Raw genomic sequence first — 17,392 nt, 5'->3', positions numbered from 1 at the left:
ACACAGAGAGGACAGCGAGATGAGCAATTCGCAACCGACGCAGCCAGATCGTAATCTGGCACTTGAGCTGGCCCGGGCGACAGAGGCCGCAGCACTTTCTGCTGCCCGCTGGATGGGCCGTGGCAACAAGGAGGATCCGACCAGGCTGCTGTCGACGCGCTAGCACGACGCTACATCGGATCGAAATGGATGGGTCGTCGTCATCGGCGAGGGTGAGAAGGACGAAGCGCCGATGCTCTATATTGGCGAGCAAGTCGGCTCCGGCTCGGACCCGAAGGTCGACATCGCGGTGGATCCGATTGACGGCACCCGACTCCTCTCGAATGGTATGCCGAATGCGTTGGCGGTCGTGGCGCTGTCAGAGCGCGGTACGATGCACTATCCGCCGCACATCGCGTACATGGAAAAGATCGCGACTGGGCCGGAGGCTGCCGACGCGATCGACATTGAGCGATCCGTCACGGAGAACCTGGAGCGTGTGGCGAAGGCAAAGGGGATGGCTGTTCGCGATCTCACCGTCGTCATTCTGGATCGACCGCGACACTCCGCAATTATCGACGAGATCCGGCAGGTCGGAGCACGCATCAAGCTCATTATGGATGGCGACGTTGCAGGAGCGTTGATGACGGCCATGCCCGAAACTGGCGTCGATTTGTTGCTGGGCATCGGCGGCGGCCCGGAGGGCACCATCTCGGTCTGCGCGCTCAAGTGCATGGGCGGCAACATGCAGTGCCGCATCTGGCCACGCAACGATGATGAGTGGCGGATCGTACGGGAAGAGAATCTGGACACGACCAAGGTGTACACAATGGATGACCTTGTCTCGTGCGACAACGTGTTCTTTTCGGCGACAGGGATTACCGATGGAGAGTTGCTTCGCGGCGTGCATTACACACAACGCGGCGCTTCGACTGAGTCGCTGGTGATGCGCTCAAAGTCCGGCACGATTCGCAGGATTTCGGCATCGCATCGTCTCGATAAGCTACAGCAATTCTCGGTCACAGAGTACTAGGATTCTCACATTTGACGTGGCGCTGAAATACTGTTACACTGCGTTGCAGGGACAGTTGTCTGCTGTCCTGACCTCGGGCTTGTTTCAGCGCCACATCTCAAACACAATGCATCAACAGCTATAAATGAGCCCTTCCGCGCGATCTGTTCCTAAGCCCACGTCGTGAACATTGCCACGACGATTTCATATGAGTCAGGTTTGATGGTTGCCCGTACCAGGGCCGCATGCGCCGCGATGGCGCGAACGTAAACGGTGAATCATGTCCCAGGAAACCAGTTCCGATGTCGTCGTCGAGGCATCAGAGGAAGTCGAGAAACCCAAACCTCGACGCGCGCCTCGTCGAAAGCCCGCCAAAGTTGAGGCAGCTATCGAATCCACACCAACAACATCCACAGACGAACAACCAGCCGTCGAAGCACCTGCCGCACAGGCCCCGGCTCCGGCCGAAACACCTGTAAGCGCTGAGGTTTCGACGCCTGCCGAGACGGTAGCGAGTAGCGATGCGCCTCAGGCTGCAGCGCCGGCTGAGGAACCGAAGGTCGCGAGCGAGCCTGCTACAGAGCCGACTTCAGCAACGTCGGCTGAACCCCCAGCAGCCGCAGCCGATGGGCAGCACGACAACGCTCCTCGCGACCGTAATCGTGCTCAACAGCAGCCACGGCCACAGCGTCAGCCACGGCGCGACCGGCCAGACGGCGATCGCCAGTCGCACGATGGTCACCGCAACAATGGTCGACCGCGTGGCCAGTTCCGCGAACGCGAACGCGACATGGACCTGATCCAGCGCGACGGCCCATCACATAACATCCTCGATCTGATGCAGAAGGAGATGCCGGAGCTTCAGGAGCTGGCTCGAACGATGGAGGTGCAAAACCCCCAGCGCTTCAAGAAGGCCGACCTGATGAACCGCATCCTGCAGGCGCAGACTGAGGCTGCCGGCTATAAGTGGGGCGAGGGCGTCCTCGACGTTATCGAAGACGGCTTCGGCTTCCTGCGCGGCGAGCGCTATCTGCCGGGTCCGGACGATATCTACGTCTCACAGTCGCAGATTCGCCGCTTCGGCCTGCGCACCGGTGACAAGGTTGCCGGCCAGATTCGCCCGCCGAAGGACAACGAGAAGTTCCACTCGCTGCTGCGTGTTGAAGCAGTCAATGGCCTCGATCCTGAGACTGCGCGTCGACGACCGGGTTTCGATACGTTGACACCGATCTTCCCACTTGAGCTCATTGATCTCGAAACGCAACCACATATCCTCTCGACGCGGCTGGTGAATCTCGTCGCGCCGATCGGTCGCGGGCAGCGTGGCTTGATCGTTTCGCCGCCGAAGGCGGGCAAGACGATCATCCTGAAGGCGATTGCCAACGGCGTTACTACGAACTGCGCCGACATTCATCTGATCGTCTGCCTCATCGGCGAGCGTCCGGAAGAAGTTACCGACATGAAGCGGTCGGTTGATGGCGAGGTTGTCTCGTCCACGTTCGATGAGCCGGTTGAGGACCACACTAAGGTTGCCGAGATGGTCCTGGAACGTGCCAAGCGTCTGGTCGAGGGCGGTCGAGACGTGGTGATCCTGCTCGACTCGATCACGCGCCTCGCGCGCGCCTACAACCTGGCTGTGCCACCCAGCGGTCGTACGCTGTCCGGCGGTATCGACCCGATTGCACTTTACCCACCGAAGCGCTTCTTCGGCGCTGCTCGAAACATTGAGGGTGGCGGTAGCCTGACGATCATCGCGACCTGCCTGGTCGACACTGGTTCTCGTATGGACGACGTCATCTACGAGGAGTTCAAGGGCACCGGTAATATGGAATTGCACCTTGACCGCAAGCTCGCCGAGCGCCGCATCTATCCCGCTATCGACATCCAGCGCTCCGGCACGCGCCGCGAAGACCTGTTGCTGGACGAGAATGCGCTCCGGCAGGTGTATACGATGCGCCGCATGGTCTCAATGCTCGGCGGAACCGAGGGCACCGAGCTCGTCGTCGGGCGGCTGGCGAAGACGCAGAACAACGCCGAGTTCCTGGTGACGCTGACAAAGGACATCTAGCCCACCGCGTTAGCTCGAACAAGCACGAGAGTCGGCCGTTATGGCCGATTCTCGTTGCTTTGTGCGGATTCGCGTTCAGCAAAGAATCGCGCGATTTCGTCGACGGCGAATACTGGCAGCGGCTGTCGCCGACCATCACGAACCATCGAACACGACCCATCCGCAATTATGTGCCCGATGATGCCGGCCGGGATCCCTGCGCTGTTCAGTGCGGCAATTCCGCGGTCTGCGTCTGCGCCGTCGACCACGGCAAGCAGCGCACCGCTGGCGATGAGGCCGAGTGGGTCGATGCCCAACGCGCTGCAGATGGCGCGCGTCTCGTCGCGAATTGGAATTGCGTCCCCGTCGACCTCGATGCCCAGAGACGCCGCAGCGGCCAGCTCGCCGAGAGCGGTCGCGAGCCCCCCTTCAGTCGGGTCGTGTAAACCGCGAATCGCCACGCCGGCGTTCTGCAGTGCGCGTGCAGCTGGGATGACGGAGATCCCGGGGGATTCAAGGAAGCGCTCGGCGCTCGCAAGCAGCTCCGCGTCAATGCGGTCAACGAGCTCATCATGCGCCTCGTGGGCGAGGATGGACGTGCCCTCGATTGCGATGCCGGACGCTAGCAACACTGCGTCACCGGGCTCGGCCCTGCTTAGATCGTAAAGATCCGAAGGGGCGCAAGTACCGATCATCTGGCCAACCAGGATGAGGCGATCGAGTCCGATCGTGATCTCCGTGTGCCCTCCGACAAGGGCAACACCGATTTCGCTGGCGGCGGTCGCCAACGAAGCGAACGTGTCTTCAACCATTGCCGGTGTCGTCTTGCCGTCCGGGAAGAGCGCCGTTACGAGGAGCCAGCGCGGGCTCGCGCCCATGCAGGTGATGTCGTTGGCGTTGACGTTGACAAGGTATCGCCCTGCGTCGTTCGTCGAGAACGTGATCGGGTCGGTCTTGACGACTAGTGCTGTCTCGTCGACCTGAATTGCAGCGGCATCGCGCCCGATGCCCGGTCCGATCAGGACGGCGGGGTCCGGGCTGATGTAGTGTCCGAGCAGGCTGCCCAGCAATTCGCCCGGCAGCTTCCCGGCCGGTAGAAGCTCATCTCGATTCGCCAACGTACATCCCCATCATATGCGCTGCTCGCAGGAGCGCGTGATCCTGCGGCACAACTCGTGGACCAGCAGCGACCTGGTCGAGCGATGTATATTGCACGCGTTCGCCGTCAACTCCGACCATCACGCCGTTCTGACGCTGATGCACCGCCTCGACAGCGGCGGCTCCCAACACCGTTGCCAGCAGTCGGTCAGCAACGACGGGTGAACCTCCGCGTTGAATATGCCCGAGCGAGATCGACCGCACCTCACTGCCGGTGCGGTCGGCCAAACTGACAGCCAATTGATCGCAGACACCACCAAGTCGCCACGAGTGGGAGGCCCCGTCGCGCGCGCGATAGACCATCTCGCCGCTTGGTGATTGGACGCCCTCAGCGACCACGCCAATCGTAAAGCGGCTGCCACGATCTTCGCGGCGACGGATCGTGTCAACGATGCCATCAAGAGAGTAGGACCGCTCAGGGATCAGTACGACGTCTGCGCCGCCTGCGACGCCGGCGTGCAGCGCAACCCAACCGGCGTGACGTCCCATGACTTCCAGTAGCAGAATGCGATGGTGCGATTCCGCCGTCGTGTGCAACTTGTCGATGGCGTCGGCGACGGTCGTTATGCACGTCTGAAAGCCGATTGCGTAGTCAGTGCCGTGCACGTCGTTGTCGATCGTCTTCGGCACGCCGATCACCGGTAGTCGACCATCGGCGAACTCATAGGTCAGGCGCATGGTCCCATCGCCACCGATTACGATCAGCGCCACGACGCCGGCCTCGCGGAGAGTCTCGAAAGCATCTGCCCGCCGATCGCGCGGCTCCGACTCGCCTGGGGCGACATAGTGCGAGAGGTCGGTGCGATTGGAGGAACCCAGGATCGTGCCGCCAACTCGCAGAATGCCGCGTGTGTCTGCGAACGTCAGCTCACGGAGCCGGCCCTCGACCAGTCCCTCGTAGCCATCGTGAATGCCGATGACGCGGTAGCCATAATCATGCGTTGCAATGCGCGTGATTGCCCGAATTGCGGCGTTGAGTCCGGGGCAGTCGCCGCCGCCTGTCATCACGGCGATGGTCCTCGTCATGATTCTCCGATACCTTGTTACAGTAAAAGAGGCAGATCTGGCGGCGGTGATGGTTGCTATAATGATCCGCTGGCATGACATTGCATACCGGTGTCCAAACGTCGATTCTACATGACTGCCAGGATTGCAATTTTCCGGCACCCGCCGGGCACACAGATGGGGCGACCGTGGAGGAAGACAACACGACTCGAAGCCGCGGCTTCGTTGAGGAGCTGATCGATCAGGACGATGACTTCGATCGTTGGTACGTCGATGTCGTCAAGCGGGCCGAGCTGGCGGATGATGCGCCGGTGCGTGGCTGCAAGGTCATTCGGCCCTACGGCTATGCGTTGTGGGAGAACTTCCAGTCCTCACTCGACCGTCGATTCAAAGCCACTGGCGTCCAGAATGCCTACTTCCCGATGCTGATCCCGCAGCACATGATGGAGCGCGAGGCAGAGCACGTTGAAGGCTTCGCGCCGGAAGTTGCCTGGGTGACGCGCGGCGGAAAGAGTGATCTCGAAGAGCCACTCGCGATCCGCCCGACTTCTGAGGCGATCATCTGCTCAAAGCTCGGTGAGTGGGTGCAGTCATACCGCGACCTGCCGATCATCGTGAATCAGTGGTGTTCAGTCTTGCGCTGGGAGAACCGCCCACGAGCGTTCCTGCGTACCAGCGAATTCCTCTGGCAGGAGGGTCATACGGCGCACGCCACGCCGGATGAGGCCGACGCACGCTCGCGGATGATGCTTGGCATCTATCGAGACTTCCTTGAGCAGGAACTGGCTATTCCGGTCATCCCTGGCGTGAAGAGCGAGTCGGAGAAGTTCGCCGGCGCCGTTCGCACTTACACGGTCGAGGCGATGATGGGAGGCAAGCACTGGGCGCTCCAGTCCGGCACTTCGCACTATCTCGGAGAGAACTTTTCGAAGGCGTTCGGCATTGATTTCCTCGATAAAGACGGCGAGCGCAAGTATGCGCACGGCACGAGCTGGGGCCTGAGCCACAGAACTGTTGGCGCGGTCGTCATGGTTCATGGTGACGATGCCGGATTGAAGCTGCCGCCCCGCGTGGCCCCGATCCAGGCCGTCGTCATCCCGATCTGGCGCAAAGAGACCGAGCGTGACGGAGTCGAGGAGCACGTTGCGCGCGTCATTGAGGCACTCGGCGATGTCCGCACGTTCGTTGACCGACGCGACGACAAGACCCCCGGCTGGAAATTCAACGAGTGGGAGCTGCGCGGAGTTCCGCTGCGCATCGAAGTTGGCCCGCGCGATGTCCAGAGCGGCAACGCTGTTGTCGTGCGGCGCGATACGCGCGAAAAGCAGGTCGTAGCCGTCGATCAGCTCGGCAGGGTCGTAGCTGACCTGCTCGTGGACATTCAGGCGAACTTGTACAACATGGCTCTTGAGCGCCAAAACGCGCACACCGTCGCGGTGACATCGCTCGAAGAGCTGTATGACCGCGCGTCGTCGAATGCCGGGTTCTCAGTGGCGTCGTGGTGTGGGGACAAGGCCTGCGAAGCGACCGTCAAAGAAGCGTCGAAGGCGACGATTCGCTGCCTGCCGTTCGAGCAGCCGAACGAACATGGCCCGTGTATTGTGTGCGGCAAGCCGGGTGTGACCGAAGCGATCTTCGCGCGCGCATATTAGCGTTGGATTACTCTTCGTCGTCCAGCAGGTCTGCAAGCTCATCGTCGTCGCCCAGTAGTAGCTGGGCGACGCGGCTTTCGCTGTACTCATAGCGCACGACTTCTTCACGCAAAGCGCGGGCCGAATCGTCGATCTTGCGCACGCGCAACTCAGCCGCGTCGAGCATCGCGTTGCAGCTGTTGGCCAGCGACACGGCTTCCTCGTAGGCGTCGATCGTATCGGCAAGCGTCAGATCATCTTCCTCAAGCCGCTTGACAGCCCTTTGCAGCTGCTCGATTCGCGCCTCGAATTGTTTTAGCGAAGGCGTGCCATTGTCGTCGCTGCTCATTGTCGCTCCTGACGCACGGTCGCCTTGACGGCCCCGTCTGCAAATTCGATTTGTAATTCGCCGGCACCTGCCGCAACGACCGCAGATCTGACTCGCCTGCTCCCATCTGGAGTCGATGTTGACACAAGCGCGTAGCCACGTTGCAGGATCGCGCGCGGATCCAGCAGCGCCGATGCTGCCGCTAGTGCCGCGATGTCACGTCGGTGGTTCGTCAGCCTCCGCGGTACGTTGGCAACTGCGGCCCGCTCGGCTTCGTCAACGACTTGTCGCGCAGAATCAAGCGACCGGGATGGATGTCGATGGCGTGTCGACAGCGTAGCCTGCTGCACGAATTGACGCGCGGATTGCAGACTCGAAATCGCGTTCGCCTGTGCGCGCATCACTGCGAATCCCAATTGCGCAACGATCTCATCGCGGTCGGGCACGCAGAGTTCGGCCGCCGCACTCGGTGTCGGCGCGCGAACGTCGGCAACGAGGTCAGCGATGCAGGTGTCGGTCTCGTGGCCGACGGCGCTGACGATTGGCGTGCGCGCTGCATAGATCGCGCGAGCCAGGCCCTCGTCATTGAATGCCGCCAGGTCTTCGGCTGAGCCGCCGCCGCGCCCAATGATGATGATGTCGCAACCGCCGAACGCGTCGAGCTTGCGGAGCGCACGGGCGAGATCCAGCGCTGCGTCCGGACCTTGCACGGCGCTGGGGGCCAGAATCAACTCGGTGAGCGGGAATCGACGGGCGACAACATTCTGGATGTCGTGCCACACTGCGCCTTGCGCCGAGGTGACGACGCCAATTGTTGCGGGCATTTCCGGCAGCGGGCGCTTCCGGTCCGGCGCGAACAGCCCTTCGGCTTCGAGACGCCGCCGCACTTCCTCGAATTGCAGTTGCATAACGCCGATGCCAATCGGCGCGACGTTGTCAACCATGACCTGGTATTGGCCACGCATCTCGTAGAGCGTGATGCGCCCGTGCACCAGCACTTCCTCGCCGCTGCGTGGCATGGCGAGGAGACCCTTCTGCTTGCCCCTGAACAGTACGCAGCTGATCTGGAGACTTTCACTGGTAAGTGAAAAGTAGATGTGGCCCGCAGCGGAGCGCGAGAAGTTGGTGACCTCGCCGCGTACCCAGATGTCAGAAAGAACCGGATCGCATTCGATCAGTTCCTTCAGGTACGCGGTGATCTCAAGGACACTCAGGACGCGCATGGACATGGCGCTATTGGTCGTCTGGTTTGAGCACCACGAGGGGGCTGCCATATTCGACCGCCTGCGCGTTACCGGCGATGACTTCGACGATTGTTCCGGATCGATCGGCGGCGATCTCATTCATGATCTTCATCGCCTCGATGATGCCGATTGTCTGGCCCTCCTCGACGCGGTCGCCGGGCTGGACGAACGGCGGTTCATTTGGCGCAGACGCAACGTAGAACGTACCGATCATCGGCGCGCTCACGATGTGTGAAGCGTCTTCTACGATGGGGGTCGGCGAACTGGCGAATTGCGTCGTAGACGAATCGGTCGCACTGTTGCCCACGTAGGTGGTCGGAACTGCCCCTGACTTCGCGCGCAGGCTGACGCTGAGGTCACCGTACGCCATATCAAGGCTCTCAATGCCGCCAGTCTGCATCATTGTTATGAGCGATCGAATGAATGTCGAAAGCTCGTCCGAGCCAAGGTTATTGATCGCCTGATCGCGTTGCACTGCACTGTCCTCGACCACCGTCATGCTCCTATGAGACGCGCTCAAGGTAATCGCCACTGCGTGTGTCGATCTTCAGCGTGTCACCTTCGTTGATGAACAATGGTACGTTGACGACGACGCCCGTTTCGAGCGTGGCCGGCTTGTTGCCGCCGGTCGCGGTGTCTCCGCGGAATCCGGGATCAGTCTGGGTGACGACCAGCTCGACAGTGATTGGCAGCTCGATATCGATCGGCTCATCCTGATACGTCAAGAGGTCGATCGTCTCCTGCTCCTTCAGGTACTTCAGTGCGTCGCCGAGCGTCTCCTTCGACAGGGGAATCTGCTCGAAGGTGTCGAGGTCCATGAAGATGTAATTCTCGTCTTCAGGGTAGAGGAACTGCACACGCTGGCGCTCAAGTCGCACGAGCGGGAACCTGCTGCCGGCCTGGAACGTCTGGTTGGTCGTCGAGCCAGTCCGTAGGTTCCGCATGGTGAGCCGTACAAAGGCGCTGCCACGACCCTGCTTTACATGCTGATATTCAACGATGCGTTGCAGGGCACCGTCGTGCTCGATAATGAGGCCTTTGCGCAGATCACCAGTTTCGATCATTGTGGTCGTTCTCCTCAACGCTTCTATCAGATAGACATCTTACTTGCAGATGTCAGGACTTCGATGCCGTCTTCCGTTATCAGGATGACGTCCTCGACTCGAACGCCGCCCCATTCGGGCAGGTAGATGCCTGGCTCAACGGTGATGACATTGCCCGGTCGCAGTGTGTCGGTTGACGCGGTACTCGCCGATGGCGCTTCGTGGACGCGGACGCCAACTCCGTGTCCGAGGCTGTGGCTGAACTCGCGACCGTAACCTCGCTCTGCGATGTATGAACGCGCGACGGCGTCCATTTCTCGGCCGGTCATGCCCGGCTGCACGCGCTCCAGAACCTCTTCGACCGCTTGCGCGACGATCGGGTAGATCTCGCGGAGCTTCTCATCCGGCTCACCTACCCAGACGGTACGCGTGAGATCGGCGCAATAGCCCTTGTAGCGCGCGCCCATGTCAATGACGATCGGCACGCCATCCTCAATCACGCGGTCACCAGGCTCATGGTGTGGACGAGCAGCGTGTGTTCCGGCGGCGACAATCGTCGGGAACGACGGCCCCTCGGCACCAAGCTCAACGAACGCAACGTGGATCTTCCAGGCGACCTCGTGCTCAGTCTGGCCGGCTTTGATCGTGGGGGCGACCCGCTCAAATGCTGCGTTAGTGATCTCGAACGCCTTGCGGAGCAGCTCGATCTCGCTGTCCGTCTTGATGGCGCGAAATTCCTCAACGAGACCATCGACTGGCACCCAGTCCACCGCGTAGCTCTCGGAGCCCAAGCGCTCGTTGATGCCACGCAGGACGCCGTCGAACATCGCCTGCGATTCATAGCCGATACGATGCGCGCCAGATTCGAGGATGGCGGCGGCATCGGCTGTTCCCCAACCGCCTTCGCGCTGGACAACGCGGACATGCGGCGCTTGCGCCTCGGCCTGCGTGACGTTGACCGAGCCGGTTACGAGCACGGCGTTGGTTGCCGTAATCAGCAGGTGACCCGACGATTCGTTCGGGGCAATATCCTCGCCGGTGAACCCGGTCAGGTACAGTCGGTTCGAAGGGTGCGTAATCAGCACTGCGTCCAAGCCCTGATCCTTCAGCGCCTGTCGCACTTGATCCACACGTTGCGCGGTTTCAGTCAATGTGAGCCTTCCCATCCTGCTTGATGGTATCCAGCAAGTAGTGGAGCGCCATCTCATACCCGGTCGCGCCGAACCCGGTAAGTGTCCCGCGCGCGACTGCTGCGATGACGGAGTGGTGGCGGAACGGCTCACGAGCGGCGACATTTGAGAGATGAATCTCAATTGCCGGCGCGGGAACCGCAGCAATTGCGTCTCGCAAGGCGATGCTGTAGTGCGTTAGCGCGCCCGGATTAATGATGATACCAGCGGCAATCCAGCCGTAGCGATGAATCTGGTCGACGAGCGCGCCTTCGTAGTTGGACTGCGTGATGGATAGCTCGGCGCCATGCTCGGCTGCGATGTGCGTCAGGCGCTGGTCGATCTCATCGAGGGTGGTTGCGCCGTAGATTTCCGGCTCGCGTTTTCCGAGGAGATTGAGATTCGGTCCGTGCAGCACAAGAATCAGCGGCTGCTGTCTGGTTGATTCGCTCACCGTACCCATCCTCGCTCGCGAAGCATCTCATTGCCCAGTAATCCGAGAAGAACTTCTGAATCAGTCCCGGCGTATTCAGGATGATATTCAAATCGAGCGCGCTCGAAATATTGAACGAGATATGTCCTGCCATCTTCCTGATTGCGCTCTCGGACCGGCTCGCTGATCGGAAAGCCGAACGACATCAGACCGCCGTGCATTGTCCAGTACTGTTGAAATTCTGCTCCCATATTGTGGCCCGTTTCAGCAAAGTAGGTGAGTCCGGTCTTCGGTGAGGTTGCAGATGCCCACGGATCGATGCCGCGCTTTGCCAACGCCCAGCGGCCCATATGGCCGAGCAGCACCTCAAATTCTGAACCCGCAAATTCCGGGTGATATTCGAACCGCGCTCGCTCAAAGTACTGAACTGTGTAGCTCTTGCCGACAAGCGGGTCGTATTCGGTGAACTCCTCGGTCTTTGGGTAACCGAACCGAGCGAGTCCACCATTCTGCTGCCAATAGGTCAGAAACCCGTAAGCGAGGCTGTGCCCGGTTTCTGAAAAGTACAGTCGGTCTGCGGTGCTGTTGAAGGCTGGGACTCTCGCGGCCGGTGTCGCCAGGCTATTGACGACATACCAGCTCGATGGATCCTCATGCCCAAGACGCCACGTCGCGTAGCCGGCGATGTTGCGGTCGAGGACGAGCGAGATCTTTTCCTCGAAGCTGGCCGCATTCTCGTACCAGACGGTGTGTTGGTCACCAGCGGCGTCTGTGTATCGAATCCACGGTGAGCCCTCATCCTCGTCGTAGCCACTCTCCGCGCCGTCTTGCGCTGCCAACGTTGCTGCCTTAGCAAACGTGACTGACGTGGCCGGCGGGCCCTTGGTGGTGTTCCAGTCGTATCCGTAATAGGGGATGCCGAGGAGGATGCGATTGTCGGGCATCTGTTTGCGCGCGTAGGTCAGGACATCTCGCACCCACCAGATCGGCGCGACCGGCGCGGGATCGGGCCGTCCGGCGTAGCCCCAGTCGTAGGCCATGATCGCGACATAATCATTGACCGCTGCCAGCGCCTTGTAGTCGTAGACACCGCCCCAGGTCGATGGTGCGTCGCTCGTGCGAGCGATGACAGCCTGGCTCACGATCCAGCCGCGTGGCTTGAATGAGAGGTTGAGTCGCCGCATGAAATCGGTCAGTGCTTCACGGTCAGTCTGGTTCAGGCCCTCGAAGTCGATGTGGATACCGTCATAGCCGTTGGTAGCGACGACCTCAACCAGCTTCGCGACGATGGCGTCGCGCTCTTCTGGTGTGTCGATCTGCTTCGAGAAGTCGTCCCAGCGCGCTTCGTTCTGGATCAGCGGGACAACCTTCTTGCCGTGCGCCTTCACAAACGCTGTGACATCCGGTTGGGCGAATGTCTTGATCGAGCCATTCGGTGTCAGGTGGTAGAAGTAGGGTGAAACGACATCGATCTGCTCGATGTTCTGTTCGAGCGACGCGCGCGATGTCGGATCGTTGCCGACGTAATACGCCCACTTGTCGATGTCTCGCGCGCGTGCGACGTCGCTATCACGCCAGAGCGGCAGCAGGCTGACCCCCAGCGCGACGAGAACGAGGCAGGCGATCCCGGCAATTGCGCGCTCGCGATTGCGTTGATGTCGTTTCATCCAGCAGCCGAGGCCTCTCCTTGCACGGCAGACATATAGACCCAGACCGGGAAGGCGGATCCGTCGTCCGTGACCGCTGTGCCGCTAAAGACCATGATCGGCAGCAGGAACTCGCCTTCGCTGCCCGACCCGACGGAATAGGCGATGCCGATTCTCTCAACGGTGAATTTCGCGTAGACCGAGCCGGTGCCGGGTACATCGCTCATATCGGCTTCGATCGCGCCCTGTCCAGCCACGACCTGGTTCCAGACCTCCGAGAGCGATCGCATACCATATTCGGAGCCAACGTAATCAACCGGCCACTGAATGTTGGCCTCACGAACGACACCAGCACCAGTGACTGTGACCGATGCAGACGGGAAGGCTGCCAGTAGCGGTGACGGATTGGCCGGCTGCACGAAGACAACGGCGATGTCGGCGTCGTCGTTGCGTCCGATGATCTGCCCACTACCGACGCTGGTGCTGACCAGCCCGCTGTTTGCCAGCCAGCTCTCGGCAGATGCAATCAGCGTGTCATCATCGGCCAGCGGTGCGGTGGTTGCTGAAGAATCGCTGTACTGGATGGACCGTGTACGGACGTACAAAGAGCTGGACGAGCCGACGACGCTGTACGACGTGCTGCTGTTGGTTGTGACGTCGCCATCGACGCCGACGTTTGCGGCCATGACCGCGACATCGTCGGCGCTGTATTCCGGCCAGATGAATTTGTAAACGGTACCAGTGATCGGTGCACTCACAGCGGACCGGTCGAGGACATAGTCGAGCGTCAGGCCGCGCGCTAGTCCGCCGCTGACGATCTGCGCAGGCGGTAACGAGCCAAAGTCGCCGATCAACGGCTCAGGCGTTGGCTCCTCGTCGACTGGTTCATCGACGATTTCTTCGGTCGGGTCTTCGATAATGTGTTCAGTCGACTCCTCTTCCTCAACGACAACCTCGTCGGTTGACGTTGGTTCGGCCGAACCGACAGTTTCGGTGGGCGGAGCTTGTGGCGTGACGGTTGGCTGAATTCCAGCGATCGACTGGGTAGCGGTTGAGAGGTCCGGTGTTACCGTGCTGCCAACAACGCCACTGAAGCTGGGGGTATTCGCCGCATTGGCCCGCGACGGATTGTCATCGTTACCGCGGTCGGTAAGCAGCATGACTCCGACAAATGCAAAGGCGGCGAGGAAGAAGGCGATCGCAATCAACGCGTTGCGTTGCGACGTGTCGCGGCCGCGAGTCGGCGGTCGTCGCTCGTCGTACGTGCGGCGGTCTCGCAATCAGATATGTCCTTTCACCGTCTACCCAGGCGAATGCTCCCCAACGATCGTCGATGGGGACGGCGGGCAGAGCACGATTCGGAAGCCTACACCACTTCCTGGATGCGGCGCAGTTGAACGATCTGGTCGCGAAGCAGTGCCGCTCGCTCGTATTCGAGCATCTTGGCGGCGTCCTTCATCTGGCGCTCCAGGTCGCTGATGAGACGTGCCAGCTCATCTGGCGGAATCATCGCGATCTCGCCATCCGGCGAGCCTGCCGCGTACTCAGGTGATTCCTCGGCCGCCATCTTGACCCGATCGGTCAGGTCGCGGATCTCCTTGACGATCGTGCGCGGGACAATGCCATGCTCGCTGTTATGCGCGATCTGCTTGTCACGACGTCGATACGTTTCCTCGATCGCCTTTTGCATCGAGACGGTCATGTTGTCCGCGTACATGATCGCCATGCCGTCGACGTGCCGGGCGGCACGCCCAACGGTCTGGATCAGCGATCCGTACGACCGCAGGTAGCCTTCCTTGTCTGCGTCAAGGATCGCCACGAGCGACACTTCGGGAAGATCAAGCCCCTCTCGCAACAGGTTGATGCCGACGACGACATCGTAGATGCCGAGTCGCAGGTCGCGCAGGATCTCTATCCGCTCCAATGTCTCAATCTCGGAGTGCAGGTAATGGGTACGAATACCCATCTCTTTGAGGTAATCGGACAGATCCTCGGCCATCTTTTTGGTCAGGGTCGTGACCAGAATGCGCTCGCCGTGGGCGATCCGCTCGTTGATCTCGTGCAGCAGATCGTCGATCTGGCCCTTCGTCGGTCGCACCGAGATCTGCGGGTCAAGCAGACCAGTGGGTCGAATGATCTGCTCGACGATCTGCTCGGAGTGCTCCATCTCGAACGGCCCCGGTGTCGCCGTCACATGGACCACCTGGTGAATCGTCTCGAGGAATTCGTCGAACGTGAGCGGTCGGTTGTCACGGGCTGACGGCAGCCGGAAGCCGTGATCGATCAGGACATCCTTACGGGCTTTGTCGCCGTGATACATGCCGCGAACCTGCGGCAGTGAGATGTGCGACTCGTCGACAAAGAGCAGGAAGTCGGCGGGGAAGTAGTCGAGGAGCGTCCACGGTTTCTGGCCCGGGTGGCGGCGGCCGAGGTGCATTGAGTAGTTCTCGACGCCCGCGCAATAGCCCGCTTGCTGCAACATCTCGACGTCATACATCGTGCGCTGCCTGAGGCGGGCGGCTTCCAGTACCTTGCCCTCACGATCGAGCTGTGCGAGGCGATCATCAAGCTCCGCCAGAATGTCGACGATGGCGACCTTGAGCTTGTCGTCGGTGGTGACGAAGTGCTTGGCCGGATAGATCTCGGTGCTGTCTCGCTCGGCAAGAATCTCGCCGGTGAGTGGGTCGAGCTCGACGATGCGATCGACCTCGTCTCCGAAGAATTCCACGCGGATGGCCAGCTCGTCGTAGACCGGGTAGATCTCCAGCGTGTCGCCGCGCACACGAAAGGTGCCGCGCACGAGCGTCATGTCGTTGCGATCGTATTGCACGTCGATAAGATGTCGAAGCACGCGATCGCGTCTGATCGCCTGACCACGCTTGAGACTGACGACCTGCTGCTCATAGTCCGATGGTGAGCCGAGGCCATAGATGCAGGAGACGGACGCGACGATCACAACGTCATCGCGGGTGCGCAGTGCGCGCGTCGCGGCGTGGCGCAGTTTGTCGATCTCATCATTGATCTGCGCGTCCTTCTCGATGTAGGTATCAGTCCGCGCGATATAGGCTTCCGGCTGATAGTAATCGTAGTAGGACACGAAGTACTCGACGGCGTTGTCCGGGAAGAATTCCTTGAACTCGCTATAAAGCTGGGCGGCGAGCGTCTTGTTGTGCGCCAGCACCAGCGTCGGCTTTTGAATACGTTCGATGACGTTGGCCATCGTGAATGTCTTGCCTGAGCCGGTGACGCCGAGGAGGGTTTGCTTGGCCATCCCTGCATTGAGACCGGCAACGATCTCCTCAATGGCTTGTGGCTGATCGCCGGTCGGTTGCAGATCGGAGACGATGCGGAAGGCTGGCATGCTGGGTTGCTCCATTCCGGAGGGATGAAGATGCCGACCGCGATTCCGGTCGGCAGAGTCAGTCTCATTATACCCCGTGATGTCGCGTGCCCCCGGTCGAACACGTGATAATCCAGTGGTCGAATGTGTGGTCCACGACCAGGTTTGATCAGCGCCTGAACCGACGGAACAAGGCTGAAATGCGGTCGCCAATCGGAGTCGTCGGTTCCGACGAGAGAGTGATGTCGCGTCCGCGCCATGTTTGGGGACCGAAGTTGGGCGCTGTTCCGCCGCGCGGTGCTCGTCCGCGACCGAGAAGCATCGCAACAAAGCAAACGAGCGCCAGCACCGCCGCGACAATCTGGATCACTCCGCTCGTCATCAGCGCAACGAACGCAAACAGGAAGACGCCGCCAAGGATGATGGTTGGCGAAATTCCCGGGACGCGTGGGAGCGAAGACAGCTTGCGTCGTTTCGGCTTCTGTGAGTGAACGAGACGCAGGTTCGGTGGACGCTGAGGGGCAGGATCATCTCCCATGCGATCCAGAATCTGGATGATCTCTTCTTCGACCTTGGTGTATTTCTTGTCCGGCATTGCAGCCTCCTCCGCGAAGGAGATGCGGAGCACGGGGACGGAATCAAGATTCCGACGTGATTCCGCGCGATTCTGGACGCCACCGACGATAACAGGATTGATGCATGGACTCGCGAACAGAACAGCGATCGTGTTTGTAGTGTACGACACGCCTTCCGTTTCAGCCTTGTTCGGTCGTACGATCTCCGTATGATCGTTCGATGTTACACTCGTGTTTTGCCTTGCGCTGAGATCTTCTGCTCAGCGGTCGTACCACTTCACTGGATAGGTCTATGTTCCGCTATACCGTTGCCGATGCCGATGGCACTGTCAGCTTTCTTGGGCCAGCCCACGCGCTAAAGATGCTGGTTGCCGCCTGCGCGCGTGGCGCGTCGACGTTGGCCGAGCTGCTCGAATTCGCCCGCCGATATGACGATCAGTTTCCGAATGCGATTCTCAACGGTCTCGCCGTGTTCGATGAACACAATCTTCGTGGGAACACCAGCCAGATTGAGTCGATCATGGCGAACGAGTCGCCGTTGGACTGGCCGCCGTTTCGGGTCTACAACGACGCGACCCGGCGCGCGAGCACGCAGCCGGGCCGTACGGGTCTCATCGTCTTCAACCTGGGATCAAAGCGGATCGTGCAGGTCCAGAACAGCTACTCCGAAATTCAGCGCAAGGATCGCGGTCGCATACGCGCTGGAGGGCATCCCACTCGCGTGCTCTACTTCTACGATCTCCCGTCCGAGTGGTCAATCGTTCCGTAGGCCACAACTCGTC

16 protein-coding genes and 1 pseudogene are annotated in these 17,392 nt (G+C 60.6%); 5 read left to right on the top strand and 12 right to left on the bottom strand.

The features are described from left to right. Positions 1-19 precede the first annotated feature (19 nt). The 3 genes and pseudogenes from glpX to rho all read left to right on the top strand — a co-directional run bounded on the left by glpX (position 20) and on the right by rho (position 3,059). A pseudogene (gene glpX, locus M9890_00240) lies at positions 20-1,012 on the top strand (class II fructose-bisphosphatase). A gap of 605 nt (positions 1,013-1,617) precedes the next feature. After that, entirely contained in the window at positions 1,618-1,791 is a 174-nt protein-coding gene (locus tag M9890_00235; protein ID MCO5175401.1) for a hypothetical protein, read from the top strand. A 38-nt stretch (positions 1,792-1,829) separates the two neighbouring features. Further along, positions 1,830-3,059, top strand: coding sequence for a transcription termination factor Rho (rho, locus tag M9890_00230; GenBank protein MCO5175400.1), 1,230 nt, complete (start codon positions 1,830-1,832; stop codon positions 3,057-3,059). A 38-nt stretch (positions 3,060-3,097) separates the two neighbouring features. Here rho and M9890_00225 read toward each other — a convergent pair whose 3' ends face one another. Both M9890_00225 and M9890_00220 read right to left on the bottom strand, forming a co-directional pair. Next, a complete protein-coding gene (locus M9890_00225) occupies positions 3,098-4,156 on the bottom strand; it encodes an AIR synthase-related protein (GenBank protein MCO5175399.1) in 1,059 nt (352 codons plus the stop codon). Continuing rightward, positions 4,140-5,222, bottom strand: coding sequence for a 6-phosphofructokinase (locus M9890_00220; GenBank protein MCO5175398.1), 1,083 nt, complete (start codon positions 5,220-5,222; stop codon positions 4,140-4,142). Before M9890_00220 ends, M9890_00225 begins: the two co-directional genes overlap by 17 nt. A 167-nt stretch (positions 5,223-5,389) precedes the next feature. Between M9890_00220 and proS the strand changes: the two genes are divergently transcribed. Next, positions 5,390-6,853 carry a proline--tRNA ligase gene (gene proS, locus M9890_00215; protein ID MCO5175397.1) on the top strand — a complete coding sequence of 488 codons (1,464 nt, stop codon included), beginning with the start codon at positions 5,390-5,392 and terminating at the stop codon, positions 6,851-6,853. A gap of 7 nt (positions 6,854-6,860) precedes the next feature. On the opposite strand, the gene xseB is transcribed toward proS, so the two are convergent. From xseB to M9890_00165, 10 genes are all read right to left on the bottom strand, one after another. Continuing rightward, complete coding sequence (xseB, locus tag M9890_00210; protein ID MCO5175396.1) at positions 6,861-7,181, bottom strand: exodeoxyribonuclease VII small subunit; 321 nt, start codon at positions 7,179-7,181, stop codon at positions 6,861-6,863. Next, complete coding sequence (gene xseA / locus M9890_00205; GenBank protein ID MCO5175395.1) at positions 7,178-8,389, bottom strand: exodeoxyribonuclease VII large subunit; 1,212 nt, start codon at positions 8,387-8,389, stop codon at positions 7,178-7,180. The genes xseB and xseA overlap by 4 nt, the downstream gene beginning before the upstream one ends. Before the next feature lie 4 nt (positions 8,390-8,393). Next, a complete protein-coding gene (accB, locus tag M9890_00200; GenBank protein ID MCO5175394.1) occupies positions 8,394-8,897 on the bottom strand; it encodes an acetyl-CoA carboxylase biotin carboxyl carrier protein in 504 nt (167 codons plus the stop codon). 10 nt (positions 8,898-8,907) lie between these two features. Continuing rightward, positions 8,908-9,468 (bottom strand): elongation factor P, encoded by a 561-nt coding sequence (efp, locus tag M9890_00195; protein ID MCO5175393.1) that lies wholly within the window; start codon positions 9,466-9,468, stop codon positions 8,908-8,910. A gap of 26 nt (positions 9,469-9,494) precedes the next feature. Further along, positions 9,495-10,532 carry an aminopeptidase P family protein gene (locus tag M9890_00190; GenBank protein MCO5175392.1) on the bottom strand — a complete coding sequence of 346 codons (1,038 nt, stop codon included), beginning with the start codon at positions 10,530-10,532 and terminating at the stop codon, positions 9,495-9,497. Positions 10,533-10,590: 58 nt separating this feature from the next. Further along, positions 10,591-11,070 (bottom strand): type II 3-dehydroquinate dehydratase, encoded by a 480-nt coding sequence (gene aroQ, locus M9890_00185; protein ID MCO5175391.1) that lies wholly within the window; start codon positions 11,068-11,070, stop codon positions 10,591-10,593. Then, complete coding sequence (locus M9890_00180; GenBank protein ID MCO5175390.1) at positions 11,067-12,716, bottom strand: glycosyl hydrolase family 18 protein; 1,650 nt, start codon at positions 12,714-12,716, stop codon at positions 11,067-11,069. Before M9890_00180 ends, aroQ begins: the two co-directional genes overlap by 4 nt. Continuing rightward, entirely contained in the window at positions 12,713-13,975 is a 1,263-nt protein-coding gene (locus M9890_00175; GenBank protein MCO5175389.1) for a hypothetical protein, read from the bottom strand. The genes M9890_00180 and M9890_00175 overlap by 4 nt, the downstream gene beginning before the upstream one ends. Before the next feature lie 86 nt (positions 13,976-14,061). Then, a complete protein-coding gene (uvrB, locus tag M9890_00170; protein ID MCO5175388.1) occupies positions 14,062-16,071 on the bottom strand; it encodes an excinuclease ABC subunit UvrB in 2,010 nt (669 codons plus the stop codon). A 133-nt stretch (positions 16,072-16,204) separates the two neighbouring features. Then, the gene (locus M9890_00165) at positions 16,205-16,630 is read right to left on the bottom strand and encodes a hypothetical protein (protein ID MCO5175387.1); all 426 of its coding nucleotides are present in this window, start codon (positions 16,628-16,630) and stop codon (positions 16,205-16,207) included. Between the two features lie 272 nt (positions 16,631-16,902). Between M9890_00165 and M9890_00160 the strand changes: the two genes are divergently transcribed. Further along, entirely contained in the window at positions 16,903-17,379 is a 477-nt protein-coding gene (locus M9890_00160) for a hypothetical protein (GenBank protein MCO5175386.1), read from the top strand. The last annotated feature ends 13 nt before the right edge of the window (positions 17,380-17,392 follow it).

The organism is Thermomicrobiales bacterium (genome assembly GCA_023954495.1).
In the GTDB taxonomy this organism is placed as follows: Bacteria; Chloroflexota; Chloroflexia; order Thermomicrobiales; family CFX8; genus JAMLIA01.
The sequence above is the reverse complement of the archived record's forward strand: the minus strand, read 5'-3'. Positions and strand labels throughout refer to the sequence as shown.